The sequence below is a fragment of the Butyrivibrio sp. VCB2001 genome, from assembly GCF_000423965.1.
In the GTDB taxonomy this organism is placed as follows: domain Bacteria; phylum Bacillota; class Clostridia; order Lachnospirales; family Lachnospiraceae; genus Butyrivibrio.
The window spans coordinates 100,359-115,568 of the sequence record NZ_AUIZ01000005.1; the positions used below are offsets into that span (position 1 = coordinate 100,359).

Here is a 15,210-nt window from a genome sequence, read left to right on the forward strand (position 1 = left end):
TCAAAGTCCCCGAATCCGAGCATGAAGAGTCCTTACTCCCTTAGGAGTCACGGTCAGAAGCGTCAAATATACCTTCTGCTTAGCGGTAAGATACTTATTGGTGAGCATCCTTCCAAAGCCGGATCTTAGATCCGACACAACCTTTTTGTAAAAAGAATTATCTGCCGTCATCTTAGAAATCGGGATATGGAGCAGATAGTCGAGCCTTTGCACAAAGCCGAACCTGTAGGCCACAGGCACAAGCTCCGGGCTGCTCTTTTTGACAAGATCAAGGGCCACATCGGCGTTTCTTACGATATCCGTAAATACCGGTGGGAAATAGTCCTTATCCTGAGCCTTTTTCCTTGAGTTGGAACCTGTCCTGTAAAAGACATGGTAGGTAGCCTCCGGAAGAAGGACGAGCTTATTTACCTTCTGAAGCATATGGATCATCAGGTAAAAGTCCTCGTTGAGCTCCCCTTCGGGAAATCTCATATCCTCAGTAAAGAGCTCTCTTTTTGTGAGCTTGGTGCAAAAAGACGCATCTCCTGTGTGCATAAGAAGGGTCCTCAGATGTTCAGCAGGTGTTATCTCTTTTTCCTTATCAAATCTCTCGAGGACATCCGGGAGCTTATCACCGCTTTCGGATATCTCGTCTCTGGCGATCTGTATCATGTCAGCTCCGGTACGCATTGCAGCTTCCATCATGGAGCTGTACATGATTCCGGAAATATAGTCATCGCTGTCAACAAAACCAAGGTAGTCCCCTGTCGCAGCATCTATTCCGACGTTTCTTGCGCTGCTGGATCCGCCGTTTTTCTTATGGATAACCTGAACGTTGCTGTATTTATCAGCAAGTTCATCGGCCTTTTTAGGCGTTCCATCAGTGGAACCGTCATCCACCACGATTATCTGAAGAAGGTCCTTTGGATAGTCCTGCGCAGCTACCGAATCCACGCATTTCTCCAGGAGATCCTCTATGTTATAGGCAGGTATGATAACCGATATGCTTTTGCTAAAATCAGGCATCTGCCACCTCCCGTGCTTTCATCTGTTTGTATAGGTCATATCCAACAAGCATTATTATGACCAGATTCATAAGTGCCATGAGCCACATGTTCTCCACTGTAGTCCCAAACAGGAACTTGGAATAAGTCACAATGGACACAAACTGCATCATGACAAGAGCGATCAGTCTCTTATAGCTTGTAACTGCGTATGCGACAGCGATTACTTCCGGAAGATATCCATACCTCTCGTGCATGACCGGAAGAGTGAAAAGAGCTGTCTCTATCGTAAATATTGCAAGTGTTATTATAAAAAGTCCGTTTACACCAAACTTCCTGTTTCTGACGTAATAAGCGACAAAACCCAGTATGGCTATGGCTGCCACTGTAGCTGAAGCTATTATGAGCTTTCTCGTCTCAAGATTTAGCCTGGGATTCACCACCATGAATATACTTGGGTAGTTCATGGTTAGAGAACTATAAGTGGAAACCTGCTTCCCATAGATGGATATAAGCTCGGCAAAACTTCTTCCGGCGATAATTGCAGGTATCATGGTGACAAAAAGAACCACCGGAATCCAGAAAATATATCGTGCTTTAATTTTGTCTTTAAACCACATTATTATCAGGAGCGGAACGATAAATATCGCCTGTTGTTTAAAGGAGTATCCCAGCGCAAGATAGATGAACACCCTGTTATTATTACCCTTAAGTGCATGAAGAAGGGATAAGAGCACAAAAGCTGTGTAGATGGAATCACACTGTGCCCAGGCTGCGCTGTTCAAAACCACAGTTGGGAGGATCATTACTCCTCCAAAAGCCATAACCGACTTCTGTACATTGCCCTCTGTAACGTGGTAGGCAATCCTGAAGATAGTCATGGCACAGATAACATCAAAAATAACCGATACCGTCTTTATCAGATGTATGTCTTTCCCGGCGATATAGTGAAGCAGAACGATCACATACTGGTACATGCAGCCATAGTTGATGGTGCTCGCATCGCTCACAAAGGGCGTTATTCCAAGATACCCGATTCCTCCGGCCCTGTGACACTCCTCCATCCAGTGGGAGAGAAAGTGATAGTAATCCCCCGACTCAAAGTCATACAAAGGAAGCCTTATGGCTATTCCAAGGCCTAACATAAACACCAGGAAGAACAGATCAACCATTCTTAACCTGATGTCCTTTAGTTTTATTTCGCTGTCCAAAACATCATCTAAAATGTTCATTTAGGTACTCACTCCAAGTGGTTTTTCTCCTTGAGAGTCCTGGAAAATCCGGGAGGTGCAATGACCATTGCAGGGCTCATAGGACCATTATCTGTAGCAACCGGAGTCTTTCCACTCTTAAGTTCTCTGCAGAATCTGATAAGCTCTTTTGCTGCATTCTTTGCATTCCACTTGTTATTTATTGTTTCCATGGCAGCTGTGCCCATGGGCTTTATTACATCCGGATGGTCAAGAAGGAATCTTACCTTGTGCTCAAAGTCCTCATAACTGCCATCTTTGTAACTAAGACCGTTCTTGCCGTCTTCAATGAGGAACGGAACACTGCCGGCTTCCCTTGATGCTACAACAGCGCATCCGCTCTGCATGGCTTCGTTCACAACAGCTCCCCAGCCCTCGAGATAATTACTTGTGAAAAGAAATATATCCGCACCTCTCATATAGGCGAGAACCTCCTCAGGAGTTTTACCGCCGGTGAGATTAACTGATGCTTCAAGGCCAAGCTCTTTTACCATATCTGTGAGTCTCTCCTTAAGGGGACCATCGCCCACGATATCCATGGTAAAATCAAAGCCCGCAGCCTGTAGCGCAGCTGCGACCTTAACTGCAAACTCAGGGTGTTTTAGGTCAATAAGCCTTCCGGCCCAGCAAAGGCGTTTTTTATCTCCGCCTCTTTGGGCTACTGCCTCACTACCTGCTGCATCAGGGAAATATCCCCATTTCAGCATCTTGCCGGGGAAGCTCCTTATCAGGTTAAAGTCTGACGCCACATAAGCTCCGGTGCAGAGGAGATAGACCGGTTTGTTCCTGAACTTAAAGTGCTCATTGTACTTTTTCATAAGACCGCGCGGGCTTATGAATTTCCACTGTCCTTCTCTGTAAATTCTCTCACTGACACGGAAAGAGAGCTTACCGGAGGAGAGTCTTTCCTGCTCCACATCCCAGATGCGGTCCTCAGTCCAGCCAAAGAGAACAACGTCAGAATTAAGGATAAGGTCTTTTGCCCGCTCCTCTTCCTCGTAGTAGCGCACCACGAAGGAAAGGGCTTTGTCATCGAATCCCCAGCCCATATTGAGGCGCTTCTCCTCCATAGGTATGGTCTGGATAAAGAAAAACTCCACATCATCGCCCATTTCGCTCATGGCCTTGCAGAAAGGCAGCTGGTGGTGATTTATGTAGTTGGAAACAAATGTTATCCTCAATTCGTCTTACCCTTGTCTGTCGTCGATGTCTTTGTAGATCTCAATGAGTCTTTTAAAGTTGGTATCAGCGTTGTGAGTGATCCTTGCATGGGCAGCTGCATTATCTCCGTAAACTGCCGCAATAACAGGCTCGTCCCATATCTGAAGGATTGCTCTTGCTATATCATCAACATTGCCCTTTTCAAAGAGAACGCCGTCCTTATTCTCGGATACCATGTCGGGGATTCCGCCGATTCTCGAAGCTGCTATCGGCACGCCAAGGAGCATGGCCTCTCCAAGAGAATTGGGTGAGTTTTCAATAACCGAAGGGCAGACGAAGACGCTACACTTAAGAAAACGCTCCTTCATCTCCTGGTCAGTCAGCATTCCAACCATGGTGACTTTCTTTTTAAGGTGTCCTCTGGAAATCAGGCTCTTTATATACTTGCCGTAGGCACTGGCTCTCATGAAGTACGGGTATTTGCTCTCGCCCTTGCCGATGATATTGTTACCGGCCACATAGAGATGAGCGTCCGGATACTTCTCTAAGATCTTGGGCATTGCGTTTAATACAAAATGGAAGCCCTTAAGCGGATAATCTCCCTGAGAGAGAAAAATAGTGTGGGGCTCTGCCTTCTTTTCACTCCACTTGCCCATGTAAAAACATGGTCTCATGGTCTCGTTCATGTGATAATATCTGGCCTCGGGATTGATCTTTTCTATCTCGCTCTTGTCAAATGAAGTTCTTCCGGTGATATTGCCGGCAAGCATGATGGCTTCTCTCTCATGCTCCCCGCGGATCTTATACTTTTCCTGCTGATGCATGATGGAGTCATCCTTAAGTCTGTCCCTTAAAGTTACGGTTCTCTGAACTTCTTCCGGGATGTCAGCCATATACTCCCTTGCGATAACACTGCAGACACCCTGAATGCCCAGAAGAACTCTGTTTGGATTTCCGAAAGCTCTTATCATTGCCAGAGTATGCGGAAACTCAGTACCAAAGATGTGGACCACATCAGGCTTAAAATCATCCAATATAACATGGAACCTGTTCTCAACTGTTCCGTCGTAGATCTCGGGATGATTTAAGTCCTCCCTGAAACCATAATAAGTAATGCCGTCTATTTCCTCGCTGGATGAGGCAATACTGCCTTCAGCGGGAAAACATACGGCCAGAGTGATCTTTTCGTCGTCCTTTTTCTGTTCCTTTATTCTGTTAAGACAGCCTGTAAGCCACCCCTCTCTTACCGAATAAGGCAGATCATGGGCTATGGCGTAGGCAGGAAGCATGATGTTACAAAGCCAGAGTACTCTCAAATCTATTACCCCTTATTTTCCCTTTTTGCCCCTCAGTGCATAAATGAGGTTCTTTACAGCATTGTAAGGACCTGAAGTTACTTTGTTTGAAGCTATCAGAGTGCGGAGTGAAGACAGCGTAAGTATCCTCAAAAGGTCATACTTCTTTATCTTGGACGCAGGAAGGTACATCGCAATTATCTCCTTGCGCTCCTTCTCTGATATCTTAAGGTTCTGGGCAGAATAGCCTCCGCCCTCATAGTCAGTGATTATGACCGGCATATACACCGTCTCTGCCTTCTCTCTGTAGAAGCACCTAAGGAACTGTTCATAGTCAGCTCTTACCTTGTACTTAAGGTCAAAGGGATTTCTGCAGATAAGGCGCTCATCGTAAAAGCAGGCCTGGTGTGATGGCACATTTCTATAGCAGGCGTAGTCATCCATCTTGGGATTTGAAGCTACCTTACTTCCTGCGGAGCAATCAAAGATATCTCCGTAGTATATTACAGGAAGTGTGGTGCCTTCTCTGAGATTCCTCTCTACGATATGCCTGTGCACATCCCTGAGCACATTCTCATTTCTGAACAGGTCTCCGCAGTTTAAGAAGAACACGTAAGATGGGCTCTCTCCCACCTTAAGCTCCCCATCCAGGGAGGAGCAGGCTATATTCATGGCGTGATAGATGCCGTTGTCACAGCTCTCCATCAGTGTGATCTTGCCGGGATTCTCATCCCCTGCCTTGCTGACAGGATATGCTGCCTTCAGCTTCTCAAGTGATCCGTCGGTAGACATTCCGTCTTTTACAAGTATCCTGTAGTCCGTAAAGGTCTGCCTGTTAACACTCTCAACAGTCCTAAGGAGCTTGTCCCCCGCGTTATATGAAACGACAATTATTGTAAAAAATGGCTTCTTCATAGCTTTCTCCCATGCCTGACTCCGCTGCAAAGTAGCTTATAGCAGTGCATTAGTCCCAATTCTTTGCACATTTCATTTTTGTTTTTAAAAAGAAATCTAAATCCAAGTATCATAGCCATCTTCCCGTAAAGGAAATGGTAGAGTACTCCTCTGTCGAAGAAGAATTTCTCATCCTTGTAGCCCTTAAACCAGGTGGATTCGCCCTTGCGCTCTTTACCTATAGCTACAGGAGTCCTGTAAATTGCAAGTCCGGCCTTCAGAGCGTCATGTAAAAAGAGAGAATCCTCTCCGTTCATATATGGCGCTCCGCCTCCAAACAAAAGCGAATACCTGACGCCTGTGTCAATAAGTTTCTGCCTTCTTGCACATATTGCATAAGCCGGATATCTGCCATAGTTACGCCAATTAACCCTGGCAAAATCCGTGTTCCAGTAAGTTTCCCTGCCCTCCTGAGCCTTGACGTTAAATAATAAGATGTCAGCCTCCGGATGCTTATCAAACTCTGCGATCACCTTCTGAACATACCCATCGTCATAGACAATGTCGTCATCACCGAACTGTATCAGCTCGTGGTCAGCATTTTGAAGGGCTGTATTTCTTGAAAGGCCAACGCCCTTTTCGGCCCTGCAGATGACCCTGGCTTTGTAATCCTTAAATTCCTGTATGTAATCCTGCCTTTCGCCCGACTTATCAGCGTCATGGTCCTCACCGATAAGCTGGTTGACTATGACAGCATCGCAGTCCAGGTTCATGTTCCCGATAAGCTCTTCAGGATCCTTGTTAACGGCAGATATTAAGATTTGCAGTCTCTCGTTGGACATACCTGACTCCATCATGAGTTCTTCTGTGCTGTAGTCTGATTCTCCTCAACGCCCTCTGTACTGTCGGGAGTAAAGAGGATCTTGACGGTGAGAAGCATCAGCTTAATATCCAGCCAGATCGAGTAGTTTTCGATATATGTAAGGTCAAGCTTTAATTTGTCATAAGGTGTGGTGTTATATTTGCCGTAAACCTGTGCATATCCGGCAAGTCCGGCCTTAACCTTCATTCTGAATGCAAACTCAGGCATTTCCTCAAGGTACTGCTTGATGATCTCGGGACGCTCAGGTCTTGGTCCTATAAAGGACATGTCTCCCATCAGGATGTTAAAGAGCTGTGGAAGCTCATCAATCCTGCAGGAGCGGATGAATTTTCCAACCGGTGTTATTCTTGAATCGTTCTTGGCAGCAAGTCTTGCAACACCGTCTTTCTCAGCGTCGACTCTCATGCTCCTGAACTTCATGATCTTAAATTCCTTCATGCCCTTGGTGCAACGGATCTGCTTGTAGAGAACCGGTCCTTTATCATAGCACTTAATAACAATAGCTGTTACAAGCATGATGGGAGATGAAAGGATTATAAGAACGAGAGATATCAATATGTCAAAAAGCCTCTTGATAGCTCTCTGCTCAATCTTAATGGAGTACTCTCTAAGGAGAAGCACCGGTGTATCAAAGAGATGAAGCTGGGATGATCCCTTTAAAAGAACATCCGTTATCTTGGGCATTACATATATTCTGATATTTCTGCCATAGCAATACTTAACGAGGCCATTCCTGAACTGACTTGGTACATCCCAGATAACAACACCGTCATATTTGCCAAGGCACTCTTTATATACCGCATCGATTCCTTCGGAGATATTGATCTTCTTGGCGATGTGGTACTTATCTTTTCTGGTGTTGAACTTGGTTACGATATCATCGACAGGATATTCTCCGCTGACAAGAAGCAGCTCTCTGGGCGGGAATATATGCATATAAATTGCATTTGTTATGTATGCCCACACAAACGCGATCAAAAGCTGGAAAAGGAAGATCACAAAGATCGGTGGAACCTGAACCAGCCAGTTGTTCAAAAGTGAAATCTGGAAATAGGAAATGAAATTGACCATGAACAGTGCAAATATCTGTGAGAAGAACACGTCCATGGGTCTTAAGTAGCCAATCTTCAGTCCGCCGTAAGTGTTTGAGAAAAACAGCAGCAGAATGAAATAGATGGCAAGAATAAGAAGGTGTCCACGGAAATAGAGCTTAAGTCCGTTACCAAGCGCATATCCGTCCACACTTACACGAGGTCTTGAAACCTCGGGATAGTATACATTAAACCAGAACCATGCATATACAGCTGTCTGCATACACAGTCCAATAAATCCCAACATCAAAACAAGGATTCTCTTTTTTGATTCTCTTTGTTTCATACTCTTCCCGCGGCAGTTAGACCCTTCGAAGGGTCGCTCTTACTGCCCATCCTCCAAAATAAAATAATGACCCGACCACAGAAAGGCCTGCGATATTTCTGTACAGGAACCATATCCTTCTTATGGCCTCCAGCTTATTAGAAGACAACGACTTTGCCGGTCTTCTGTAAATAGCCAGATTCTCATCAAGACCGTATGCCTCGTACCCACTCTTTAAGATCCTCCACCAGGTGGCGGTATCTTCACTGGGGACATTGGGCATATGGATTATCTCCATATCAATCTTCTCGGTATCAAACATCACCGTGGTGGTGAAGATTATTGTCCTTGAAAGTGCCTGTTTGTACTTAAGAACCGGCGGCACATGAACAATCTTACCTGTAGGGTTAGCTTTCTCATCGCCAAACTCATAGGCGTGGAAGCAGAAAGCTGCGCCGGTTTTCTCCATGTATGCTACCTGCTTCTCAATCTTATCTGGCATCCATACATCATCTGCATCAAGAAAGGCGATAAATCTTCCGGAAGAAGCATCAATACCGGTGTTTCTGGCTTCAGCCGCCCCCTGATTGACCTTCTTTCTGATAAGGCGGATTCTTTTACCCTGCTTTTTGATGTAATTCTCGATGATCTCAGCGCTGTTATCTCTGGATGCATCATCCACCAGAATAAGCTCCCAGTCCTTATAGGTCTGGCCACAGACCATATCCATGGTCTTCTCTATGTAGTTTGCTGCGTTATAGACCGGAACGACAATGCTGACCATCACAGCTCCTCTTTAACTATATATAAGGGACGTTTCTTGACTTCCAGGTAGGTCTTGGACAGGTATTGTCCAACGATTCCCACGCTAAAGAGCTGAATGCCACTTATAAACAAAATTATGCATACCATGGAAGCCCATCCCACGGTATTATTGGGATCTCCAACTGTTAGCTGTCTTACCATGATCACGATAATGAAAAGGAAGGCAACTATGCAGAAAAAGACACCTAAAAATGAGGCCAGGGCAAGAGGCGCTGTTGAAAATGCCATGATACCGTCAAGAGCATAAGCAAAGAGTTTCCAGAAGGACCACTTGGTCTCTCCCTTCTTTCTCTCAACATTTTCAAACTCAAGCCACTTATTCTTAAAGCCGACCCAGCCAAATATTCCCTTGGAGAATCTGTTATATTCTTCCATTGAAAGTATGGCATTTACGAAATCCCTGGTCATAAGCCTGTAATCTCTGGCTCCGTCGACGATCTCGGTGTTGGACATCTTATTGATTATCTTATAGAACTTCCTTGCAAAAAAGGACCTGATGGGAGGTTCTCCCTTTCTGTTCACCCTTCTGGTTGCAACAGAATCATACCCCTCTTCGGTTATAGCCCTTAGCATATCCGGAAGAAGAGCCGGCGGATCCTGAAGGTCGCAATCCATGATGACCACATAATCGCCCTTTGATGTATTTAAACCGGCGTACATGGCAGACTCTTTTCCAAAGTTTCTTGAAAAGCTTACCAGATGAACCCTTGAATCTTTTGCATTGAGTTCTCTTACTCTGGCAACCGTCTCATCCTTAGAGCCGTCATCAACAAAGATGAGTTCAAAATCAACGTCCTGAGACTTGAAGAAAGCCTCGTTTTTCATAAACTCATCGTAGAAATCAAAAATATTCTCCTGTTCGTTAAAGCATGGAACAATAGCACTAAGCAGTTTCATAGCGTTACACTTTCTGATCTGATTTTGTCAGGTGCGCACAGTATCGCAATCCTAATCCCTATTCTACACTTATTGCGCCTTTCTTTCAATGTTGCCATAGGGGCAGACTTACTTCCAGCTCATACGGTACTCAAGGGGGCTTACGCCTTCGATCTGCTTGAACATGCGGGAGAAGTAGTAGAGCGGCGTTATTCCGCAGCCGGCACCGATCTCCTCCACGGTCTTGTCAGTAAAGCGCAGCATCTGCTTGGCGTGGGTGATACGGACAACGAGCAGGTAGTTAATGATGGAGGTTCCCACCTGTTCCTTGAAACTCCTTGAGAGGGTGTACTTACTCATCAGGAAGTTATCCGCAAGCATATCAAGTGTTATCTTTTCCTGATAGTGAGTGTCCAGATATTCCTTAAGGGCATTAACTGTCTTACTGCTTCCGCTCTGCTGGGTTATCTCGGGATTCCAGCTGAAGGTCATAAGGAATGTCACAAGCCCCGATAAGTATTCGTTGATCTTGATGTCCCTGATGTAGTCTGAAGACCTTGATACTAAGTTAAGCTCATCCCAAAGATGTATGAACCTTGAGGGGTCATCAGGCCTAAACACCGGCTGACCACCTCTTTCTACATACTTAAGATATATGGGCAGGAGATTCTCACCGTTAAAGTGGATCCACTCAATAGACCACAGATCATCGGAAGTCCTGTGGGAATAGAGATTCTGACAGTTGATAAAGACACAATCCCCGCCTGAAACCGCGTACTCTTTTCCCTCATAATCAATATACCCGCTGCCACTCTTAACATATATAAAAAGAAAAGAGGACAGATTCTGCCTCTTGCTGGTGTGAGGCTTCTGGGCTGTCAGCCTGCCAATTTCCTGCAAATACATAAGGTTATTCTTGGCAAATTCAGAGGGGGTGTACAAAAGCCTGTCCGAGGATACGTATTCACCTTGAAATAATTGATTCTTCATGATTCTCATTATAAAATCGGCAGCAAGATAATGCAAATCAAAGTCAAGAAAGTGAATTTAAAAAGTGATAACATATAAATATAATGATAAGGAAAAGTGCAAATCTAAATGTTTTTTTGTTAAGAAAGGATTATTATATGGCAAAGAAAGCTTTGATAACCGGTATCACCGGTCAGGACGGTTCTTACCTTGCAGAGTTCCTTCTTGAGAAGGGCTATGACGTTCACGGAATCATCAGAAGATCTTCTGTCGACTACAGAGAGAGGATCGCTCACCTTGAAGGAAAACCCAACTTCCACCTTCACTACGGTGATATGGGAGATTCCATGAGTATCCTCGGCGTTGTATCAAAGGTTCGCCCGGATGAAATATACAATCTCGCAGCTCAGTCACACGTTCAGGTATCTTTTGATTCACCTGAGTTTACAGCTGATGTTGACGCAACAGGTGTTCTTCGTGTTCTTGAGGCAGTTCGTCTCTGCGGACTTACCGAGACCTGCAGAATCTACCAGGCATCAACTTCTGAGCTCTACGGTAAGGTAGAGGAAGTTCCTCAGAATGAAAAGACACCTTTCCACCCTTACAGCCCTTACGCTGTAGCCAAGCTCTACGGATTCTGGATTGTAAAAGAGTACAGAGAAGCTTACAACATGTTCTGCTGCTCAGGAATCCTCTTTAACCACGAGTCCGAGCGCCGCGGAGAGACCTTCGTTACACGTAAGATCACCCTCGCAGCCTCAAGAATTGCTCAGGGCAAGCAGGATAAGCTTTACCTTGGAAACCTCTCCAGCCTTCGTGACTGGGGTTATGCAAAAGACTATGTTGAGTGCATGTGGCTGATCCTTCAGAACGACAAGCCTGAGGACTTCGTTATCGCAACCGGCGTACAGCACTCAGTTCGTGAGTTTGCTCAGCTTGCTTTCCACTATGCAGGCATCGAGCTTGAGTTCAGAGGAGAAGGTGCAGACGAGAAGGGCTACGATAAGGCAACAGGCAAGGTTCTGGTTGAAGTATCACCTGACTTCTACAGACCTACAGACGTTGTTAACCTCTGGGGCGATCCAAGCAAGGCAAAAGAGAAACTCCACTGGAATCCACAGTCCACATCCTTTGAGGATCTTGTACGTATCATGGTTGAGCACGACATGGCCAAGGTTGCTGTAGAGAGAGCTAACGAGCACGTTGAATTCAACCTGGCTGAGTTCCTTGAGAAAGGTATTGATAAGTAATAGAGGTACAAAATTATGATGGAAAAAAATGCAAAGATCTATGTTGCAGGCCACAGAGGAATGGTTGGTTCTGCAATCGTAAGAGAACTTGAAAAACAGGGTTATAACAACATAATCACAAGAACCCATAAAGAGCTTGACCTCACAAGACAGGATCAGGTTGAAAACTTTTTTGCTGAGCAGAGACCTGAATATGTATTCCTTGCAGCTGCCAAGGTCGGCGGAATCATGGGAAATTCACAGGCTCTTGCAGATTTCATGTATGAGAACATGATCCTTGAGATGAACGTTATAAATGCAGCCTGGAAGAACGGATGCAAGAAGCTCGAATTCCTCGGTTCATCCTGCATCTATCCCAGAATGGCACCACAGCCAATGAAGGAGAACTGCCTCCTTACTTCCGAACTGGAGAAGACCAACGAGGCCTATGCACTTGCTAAGATTTCCGGTCTTAAATACTGCGAGTACCTCAACAAGCAGTACGGAACCGACTACATCTCAGTAATGCCCACAAACCTCTACGGACCAAACGATAACTATCACCCGACACATTCACACGTACTTCCCGCTCTTATCCGCCGTTTCCACGAGGCCAAGGAGCAGAACCTTCCATACGTAACCTGCTGGGGTGACGGAAGTCCTTTAAGAGAATTCCTTTATGTTGACGACCTTGCCAACCTCTGCGTATTCCTTATGAATAACTACAGTGGCAACGAGACAGTTAACGCAGGTACAGGAAAAGAGCTTACGATCAAGGAACTTACCGAGAAGGTAGCAAAGATTGTCGGCTATACCGGAGAGATTCGCTGGGATCCCACAAAGCCCAACGGAACACCAAGAAAGCTTCTTGACGTCTCCAAGGCAAAGGCTCTTGGCTGGACTTACACCACAGAGCTCGACGACGGAATAAAGCTTGCTTACGAGGATTTCCTTAACAATCCTATGAGAGCAGAGAGATAACAGAATAATTTAAACAGTAAAAAGGCCCGCCACTTTCAAAGTAACGAGCCTTTTTATATATTCGAAACACCCCTACCTAAGGTATTTAGAATCAGTTAAATTCGCAGACAATATAGGTTTCCCCGTTGGCACCCTTGTAATATGCTATCCCTACACCGGTGCAGCTCTTTCTCATCACATTGGCCTTGTGCGTGGGACTAAGGAGCCATGCCAGAACTACATTTTCAGGAGACTGCTGCGCATCATTTACTGCATGTGCAAGATTTTCTGCGTTGGTTGCTGCCGATACGGTATACCATGCCTTTCCGTTAGGCCTGATATGAGAAAACTTCTTGGAGCACTCTGCTGCTCGTGTCTTAGCGACATTCGTAAGTGTCTGATCAATGCTTACTTCCGTAAGCCCCTGCTGGGCCCTTGCGTTGTTCATCAGCGCCACAATATCATCCTCCCTGGCAGCTTTTGCTGTGACAGGTTGAAATAATATTCCAAGCATAAAGACCAGGATCACTGAAAAAATCGCTCTTCTCATAATGTATCCTCCAAGCGCAACTTGTACGCTTTTCATTAATTCATGATACATTATTTCGTCGCAAAAATCAGAGAAGTACAGTCTTTTGTCAGAAAGTTTAGTTCATCTTAATAAATTGCCAAATAATTTATAGTATTTTTATTATTGGCCTATAGCCTTAAATCCATCTTTAATTTCTCCCCCGATAAATTCCACTTCCCCCGTAATATCATGGGTTGCAGACGGGAATGGATCATAGCCGACCTGGTCTCCCGAAACGGGATAATAGAAGGTCTCATCCCCCATTTTAAAGGTGTTAACTTCATAGCTGCCATAATCCTGCTGCTTAAGCAGATACTCAGGATTAAAGTGCCTGTTATCTTCCAGTGCGACAATGGCACACTTATAAATAAACCAGGCCAAAAATACGATAACAAATGCCTTGACCACAGTGTCTTTTACCTCATCCTCAAAGAGCCTGTTGTAGGCAAGAATGAATGTCCTTCCAAGGATCACTGCCGGCAGGAGCCATACATAGACAATTCCATATCTTATAAGCGGAGCACTCAGAAACCAGAAGGCAAAACAGCCAATAAGAGTTCCTCCGATCGTGAGAAAGTCTGCCATGCTCAGCATGCTTCTATGGCTGATCTCAAAGACCTTGGAGTTATTAAAGCCCTTTATCTTTTCTGATTTCTCTCCCGCAAATGCAAGCACAAAATACACGAGGTAAATAACATAGATTACGATTGAAAGCAGCGCAAGGATCAGCATTATCTTATTCAGTCCCGTGATACTTGCAAACCAGTTGGGTATCCACTCTGACATCGGTGCACTTCCATAGGTTGCAACATCGTTATAGCCCCTTCCAAAGGTCCTGATCTCAAGAGCATCATAGGCTGCGACTCCCTTTGGAATCTCCCAGTAAAAGCCAAAGAAGTCAAGGAAGGTTACAGGATATAGCAGCCATCCCGACAGGATGATATTCCTGATAAGGAACGGAAGCACTATTACAAAAGCCAGTGCCACCGAAACCCAGAAGGCCCTCATCTTCTCTTTTGTCCTGTTGTGGAAAAGCTTATAGATCGGAACTATTGTCAAAAGAAGCATCGGCGCTGCGGAAAGTTTGATGGTAATGGCAAATACTCCCAAAAGAGCCAGTAAAATATATGGCAGATAAGATCTCTCATGCCTTACATTCATATCCAGCCAGTGGATGATTATGTAGAAAACAAGGCAGGAAAGGAAATAATCAGAAGCCGGAGCCATCATCTCATCATAGATGGTAAAGAGATAGTAAATTGCTGCAAGGCGCGCAAAGTCTGAGATCACAGGATGACCTCTTCTGATGAAGTTCTTGATATCAACACACTGCCATGCCAGGAGAAGCGCAAAAAATCCTGACATCACATGATATGACTGTCCGCCCAAAAACCTGAAACTGTAAAGAGCAGACAACGCAAAAGCAGAGCTGTTATAAGCAAGTCTCACATGGAGATTGCCAAGCCCTCTTACAATTCCATATTCTTCTATCCAACGGATTGCCTGAGCGTGATAAAGATCCGAGTCATAGTGCATATACCCGTGTGACGCCCCATAGGCCATGATCAGAAAAACTGCAAGATATACATAGAAGTTTGCGCCGGCCTTCAACTTGCCAAGCATACTTAAAAGCTCTTCACCAAGCTCCTGCCTATAGTAAACAGCAATGAGCACACTCAGTGCAAGCAAAACCAGATTGGCGCCTAAAGAAACCTTTGTAAACAAGCTGACTATCTGAGCATAAACCGTCACCAGAACAATTCCGGTAATGATGTAGCTCTCTCTGAACTTAAAGTCGTATCTTCTGCTTTCTCTTTCGTGTTTCTTTTTGCCGGGAAGCATACCCGGCATATTAACCAAAGACATCAGAAAGCCGTATCCGATAAGATATGTTGTAGCGATGACATATAGCCAGATAACAAGCACTGTCAGCATAGTTATTTATGCCCCCGATA

The 15,210-nt window shown here is 45.0% G+C and carries 14 protein-coding genes; 2 read left to right on the forward strand and 12 right to left on the reverse strand.

The window, feature by feature from the left end; all coding sequences use genetic code 11:
- From G589_RS0107515 to G589_RS0107560, 10 genes are all read right to left on the reverse strand, one after another.
- A complete protein-coding gene (locus tag G589_RS0107515; protein ID WP_026521675.1) occupies positions 1 to 1,008 on the reverse strand; it encodes a glycosyltransferase family 2 protein in 1,008 nt (335 codons plus the stop codon).
- Entirely contained in the window at positions 1,001 to 2,218 is a 1,218-nt protein-coding gene (locus tag G589_RS0107520) for a hypothetical protein (RefSeq protein ID WP_026521676.1), read from the reverse strand. Before G589_RS0107520 ends, G589_RS0107515 begins: the two co-directional genes overlap by 8 nt.
- Before the next feature lie 8 nt (positions 2,219 to 2,226).
- Positions 2,227 to 3,417, reverse strand: coding sequence for a glycosyltransferase family 4 protein (locus G589_RS0107525; RefSeq protein WP_026521677.1), 1,191 nt, complete (start codon positions 3,415 to 3,417; stop codon positions 2,227 to 2,229).
- A gap of 6 nt (positions 3,418 to 3,423) precedes the next feature.
- On the reverse strand, positions 3,424 to 4,713 hold the full coding sequence (locus G589_RS0107530; protein WP_026521678.1) for a glycosyltransferase family 4 protein: 1,290 nt from the start codon (positions 4,711 to 4,713) through the stop codon (positions 3,424 to 3,426).
- Positions 4,714 to 4,725: 12 nt separating this feature from the next.
- Entirely contained in the window at positions 4,726 to 5,607 is an 882-nt protein-coding gene (locus tag G589_RS0107535; RefSeq protein ID WP_026521679.1) for a glycosyltransferase, read from the reverse strand.
- Positions 5,604 to 6,428, reverse strand: a complete 825-nt coding sequence (locus G589_RS0107540; protein ID WP_242826432.1) for a glycosyltransferase family 2 protein — start codon at positions 6,426 to 6,428, stop codon at positions 5,604 to 5,606. Before G589_RS0107540 ends, G589_RS0107535 begins: the two co-directional genes overlap by 4 nt.
- An 11-nt stretch (positions 6,429 to 6,439) precedes the next feature.
- On the reverse strand, positions 6,440 to 7,846 hold the full coding sequence (locus tag G589_RS0107545; RefSeq protein ID WP_026521681.1) for an exopolysaccharide biosynthesis polyprenyl glycosylphosphotransferase: 1,407 nt from the start codon (positions 7,844 to 7,846) through the stop codon (positions 6,440 to 6,442).
- Between the two features lie 16 nt (positions 7,847 to 7,862).
- A complete protein-coding gene (locus G589_RS0107550; protein WP_026521682.1) occupies positions 7,863 to 8,609 on the reverse strand; it encodes a glycosyltransferase family 2 protein in 747 nt (248 codons plus the stop codon).
- Entirely contained in the window at positions 8,609 to 9,547 is a 939-nt protein-coding gene (locus tag G589_RS0107555) for a glycosyltransferase family 2 protein (protein WP_026521683.1), read from the reverse strand. The genes G589_RS0107550 and G589_RS0107555 overlap by 1 nt, the downstream gene beginning before the upstream one ends.
- Positions 9,548 to 9,655: 108 nt before the next feature.
- On the reverse strand, positions 9,656 to 10,516 hold the full coding sequence (locus tag G589_RS0107560; protein WP_026521684.1) for an AraC family transcriptional regulator: 861 nt from the start codon (positions 10,514 to 10,516) through the stop codon (positions 9,656 to 9,658).
- Between the two features lie 137 nt (positions 10,517 to 10,653).
- On the opposite strand from G589_RS0107560, the gene gmd reads away from it, so the two are divergent.
- Positions 10,654 to 11,745: a GDP-mannose 4,6-dehydratase gene (gmd, locus tag G589_RS19235; RefSeq protein WP_051192243.1), complete on the forward strand. Its 1,092-nt coding sequence runs from the start codon at positions 10,654 to 10,656 to the stop codon at positions 11,743 to 11,745.
- A gap of 18 nt (positions 11,746 to 11,763) precedes the next feature.
- Positions 11,764 to 12,705, forward strand: a complete 942-nt coding sequence (locus G589_RS0107570) for a GDP-L-fucose synthase family protein (RefSeq protein ID WP_334291248.1) — start codon at positions 11,764 to 11,766, stop codon at positions 12,703 to 12,705.
- A 91-nt stretch (positions 12,706 to 12,796) separates the two neighbouring features.
- Here G589_RS0107570 and G589_RS0107575 read toward each other — a convergent pair whose 3' ends face one another.
- Positions 12,797 to 13,234, reverse strand: a complete 438-nt coding sequence (locus G589_RS0107575; RefSeq protein WP_026521686.1) for a CAP domain-containing protein — start codon at positions 13,232 to 13,234, stop codon at positions 12,797 to 12,799.
- 141 nt (positions 13,235 to 13,375) lie between these two features.
- Positions 13,376 to 15,190: an LIC_10190 family membrane protein gene (locus G589_RS0107580; protein ID WP_026521687.1), complete on the reverse strand. Its 1,815-nt coding sequence runs from the start codon at positions 15,188 to 15,190 to the stop codon at positions 13,376 to 13,378.
- Between the last annotated feature and the right edge of the window lie 20 nt (positions 15,191 to 15,210).

Excerpts from the sequence above, each read along its gene's own strand:
- G589_RS0107515 (WP_026521675.1), bottom strand. The coding sequence starts at position 1,008 with ATGCCTGATTTTAGCAAAAGCATATCGGTTATCATACCTGCCTATAAC.
- G589_RS0107520 (WP_026521676.1), bottom strand. The coding sequence starts at position 2,218 with ATGAACATTTTAGATGATGTTTTGGACAGCGAAATAAAACTAAAGGAC.
- G589_RS0107535 (WP_026521679.1), bottom strand. The coding sequence starts at position 5,607 with ATGAAGAAGCCATTTTTTACAATAATTGTCGTTTCATATAACGCGGGG.
- G589_RS0107540 (WP_242826432.1), bottom strand. The coding sequence starts at position 6,428 with ATGTCCAACGAGAGACTGCAAATCTTAATATCTGCCGTTAACAAGGAT.
- G589_RS0107545 (WP_026521681.1), bottom strand. The coding sequence starts at position 7,846 with ATGAAACAAAGAGAATCAAAAAAGAGAATCCTTGTTTTGATGTTGGGA.
- G589_RS0107550 (WP_026521682.1), bottom strand. The coding sequence starts at position 8,609 with ATGGTCAGCATTGTCGTTCCGGTCTATAACGCAGCAAACTACATAGAG.
- G589_RS0107555 (WP_026521683.1), bottom strand. The coding sequence starts at position 9,547 with ATGAAACTGCTTAGTGCTATTGTTCCATGCTTTAACGAACAGGAGAAT.
- G589_RS0107560 (WP_026521684.1), bottom strand. The coding sequence starts at position 10,516 with ATGAAGAATCAATTATTTCAAGGTGAATACGTATCCTCGGACAGGCTT.
- gmd (WP_051192243.1), top strand. The coding sequence starts at position 10,654 with ATGGCAAAGAAAGCTTTGATAACCGGTATCACCGGTCAGGACGGTTCT.
- G589_RS0107570 (WP_334291248.1), top strand. The coding sequence starts at position 11,764 with ATGGAAAAAAATGCAAAGATCTATGTTGCAGGCCACAGAGGAATGGTT.
- G589_RS0107575 (WP_026521686.1), bottom strand. The coding sequence starts at position 13,234 with ATGAGAAGAGCGATTTTTTCAGTGATCCTGGTCTTTATGCTTGGAATA.
- G589_RS0107580 (WP_026521687.1), bottom strand. The coding sequence starts at position 15,190 with ATGCTGACAGTGCTTGTTATCTGGCTATATGTCATCGCTACAACATAT.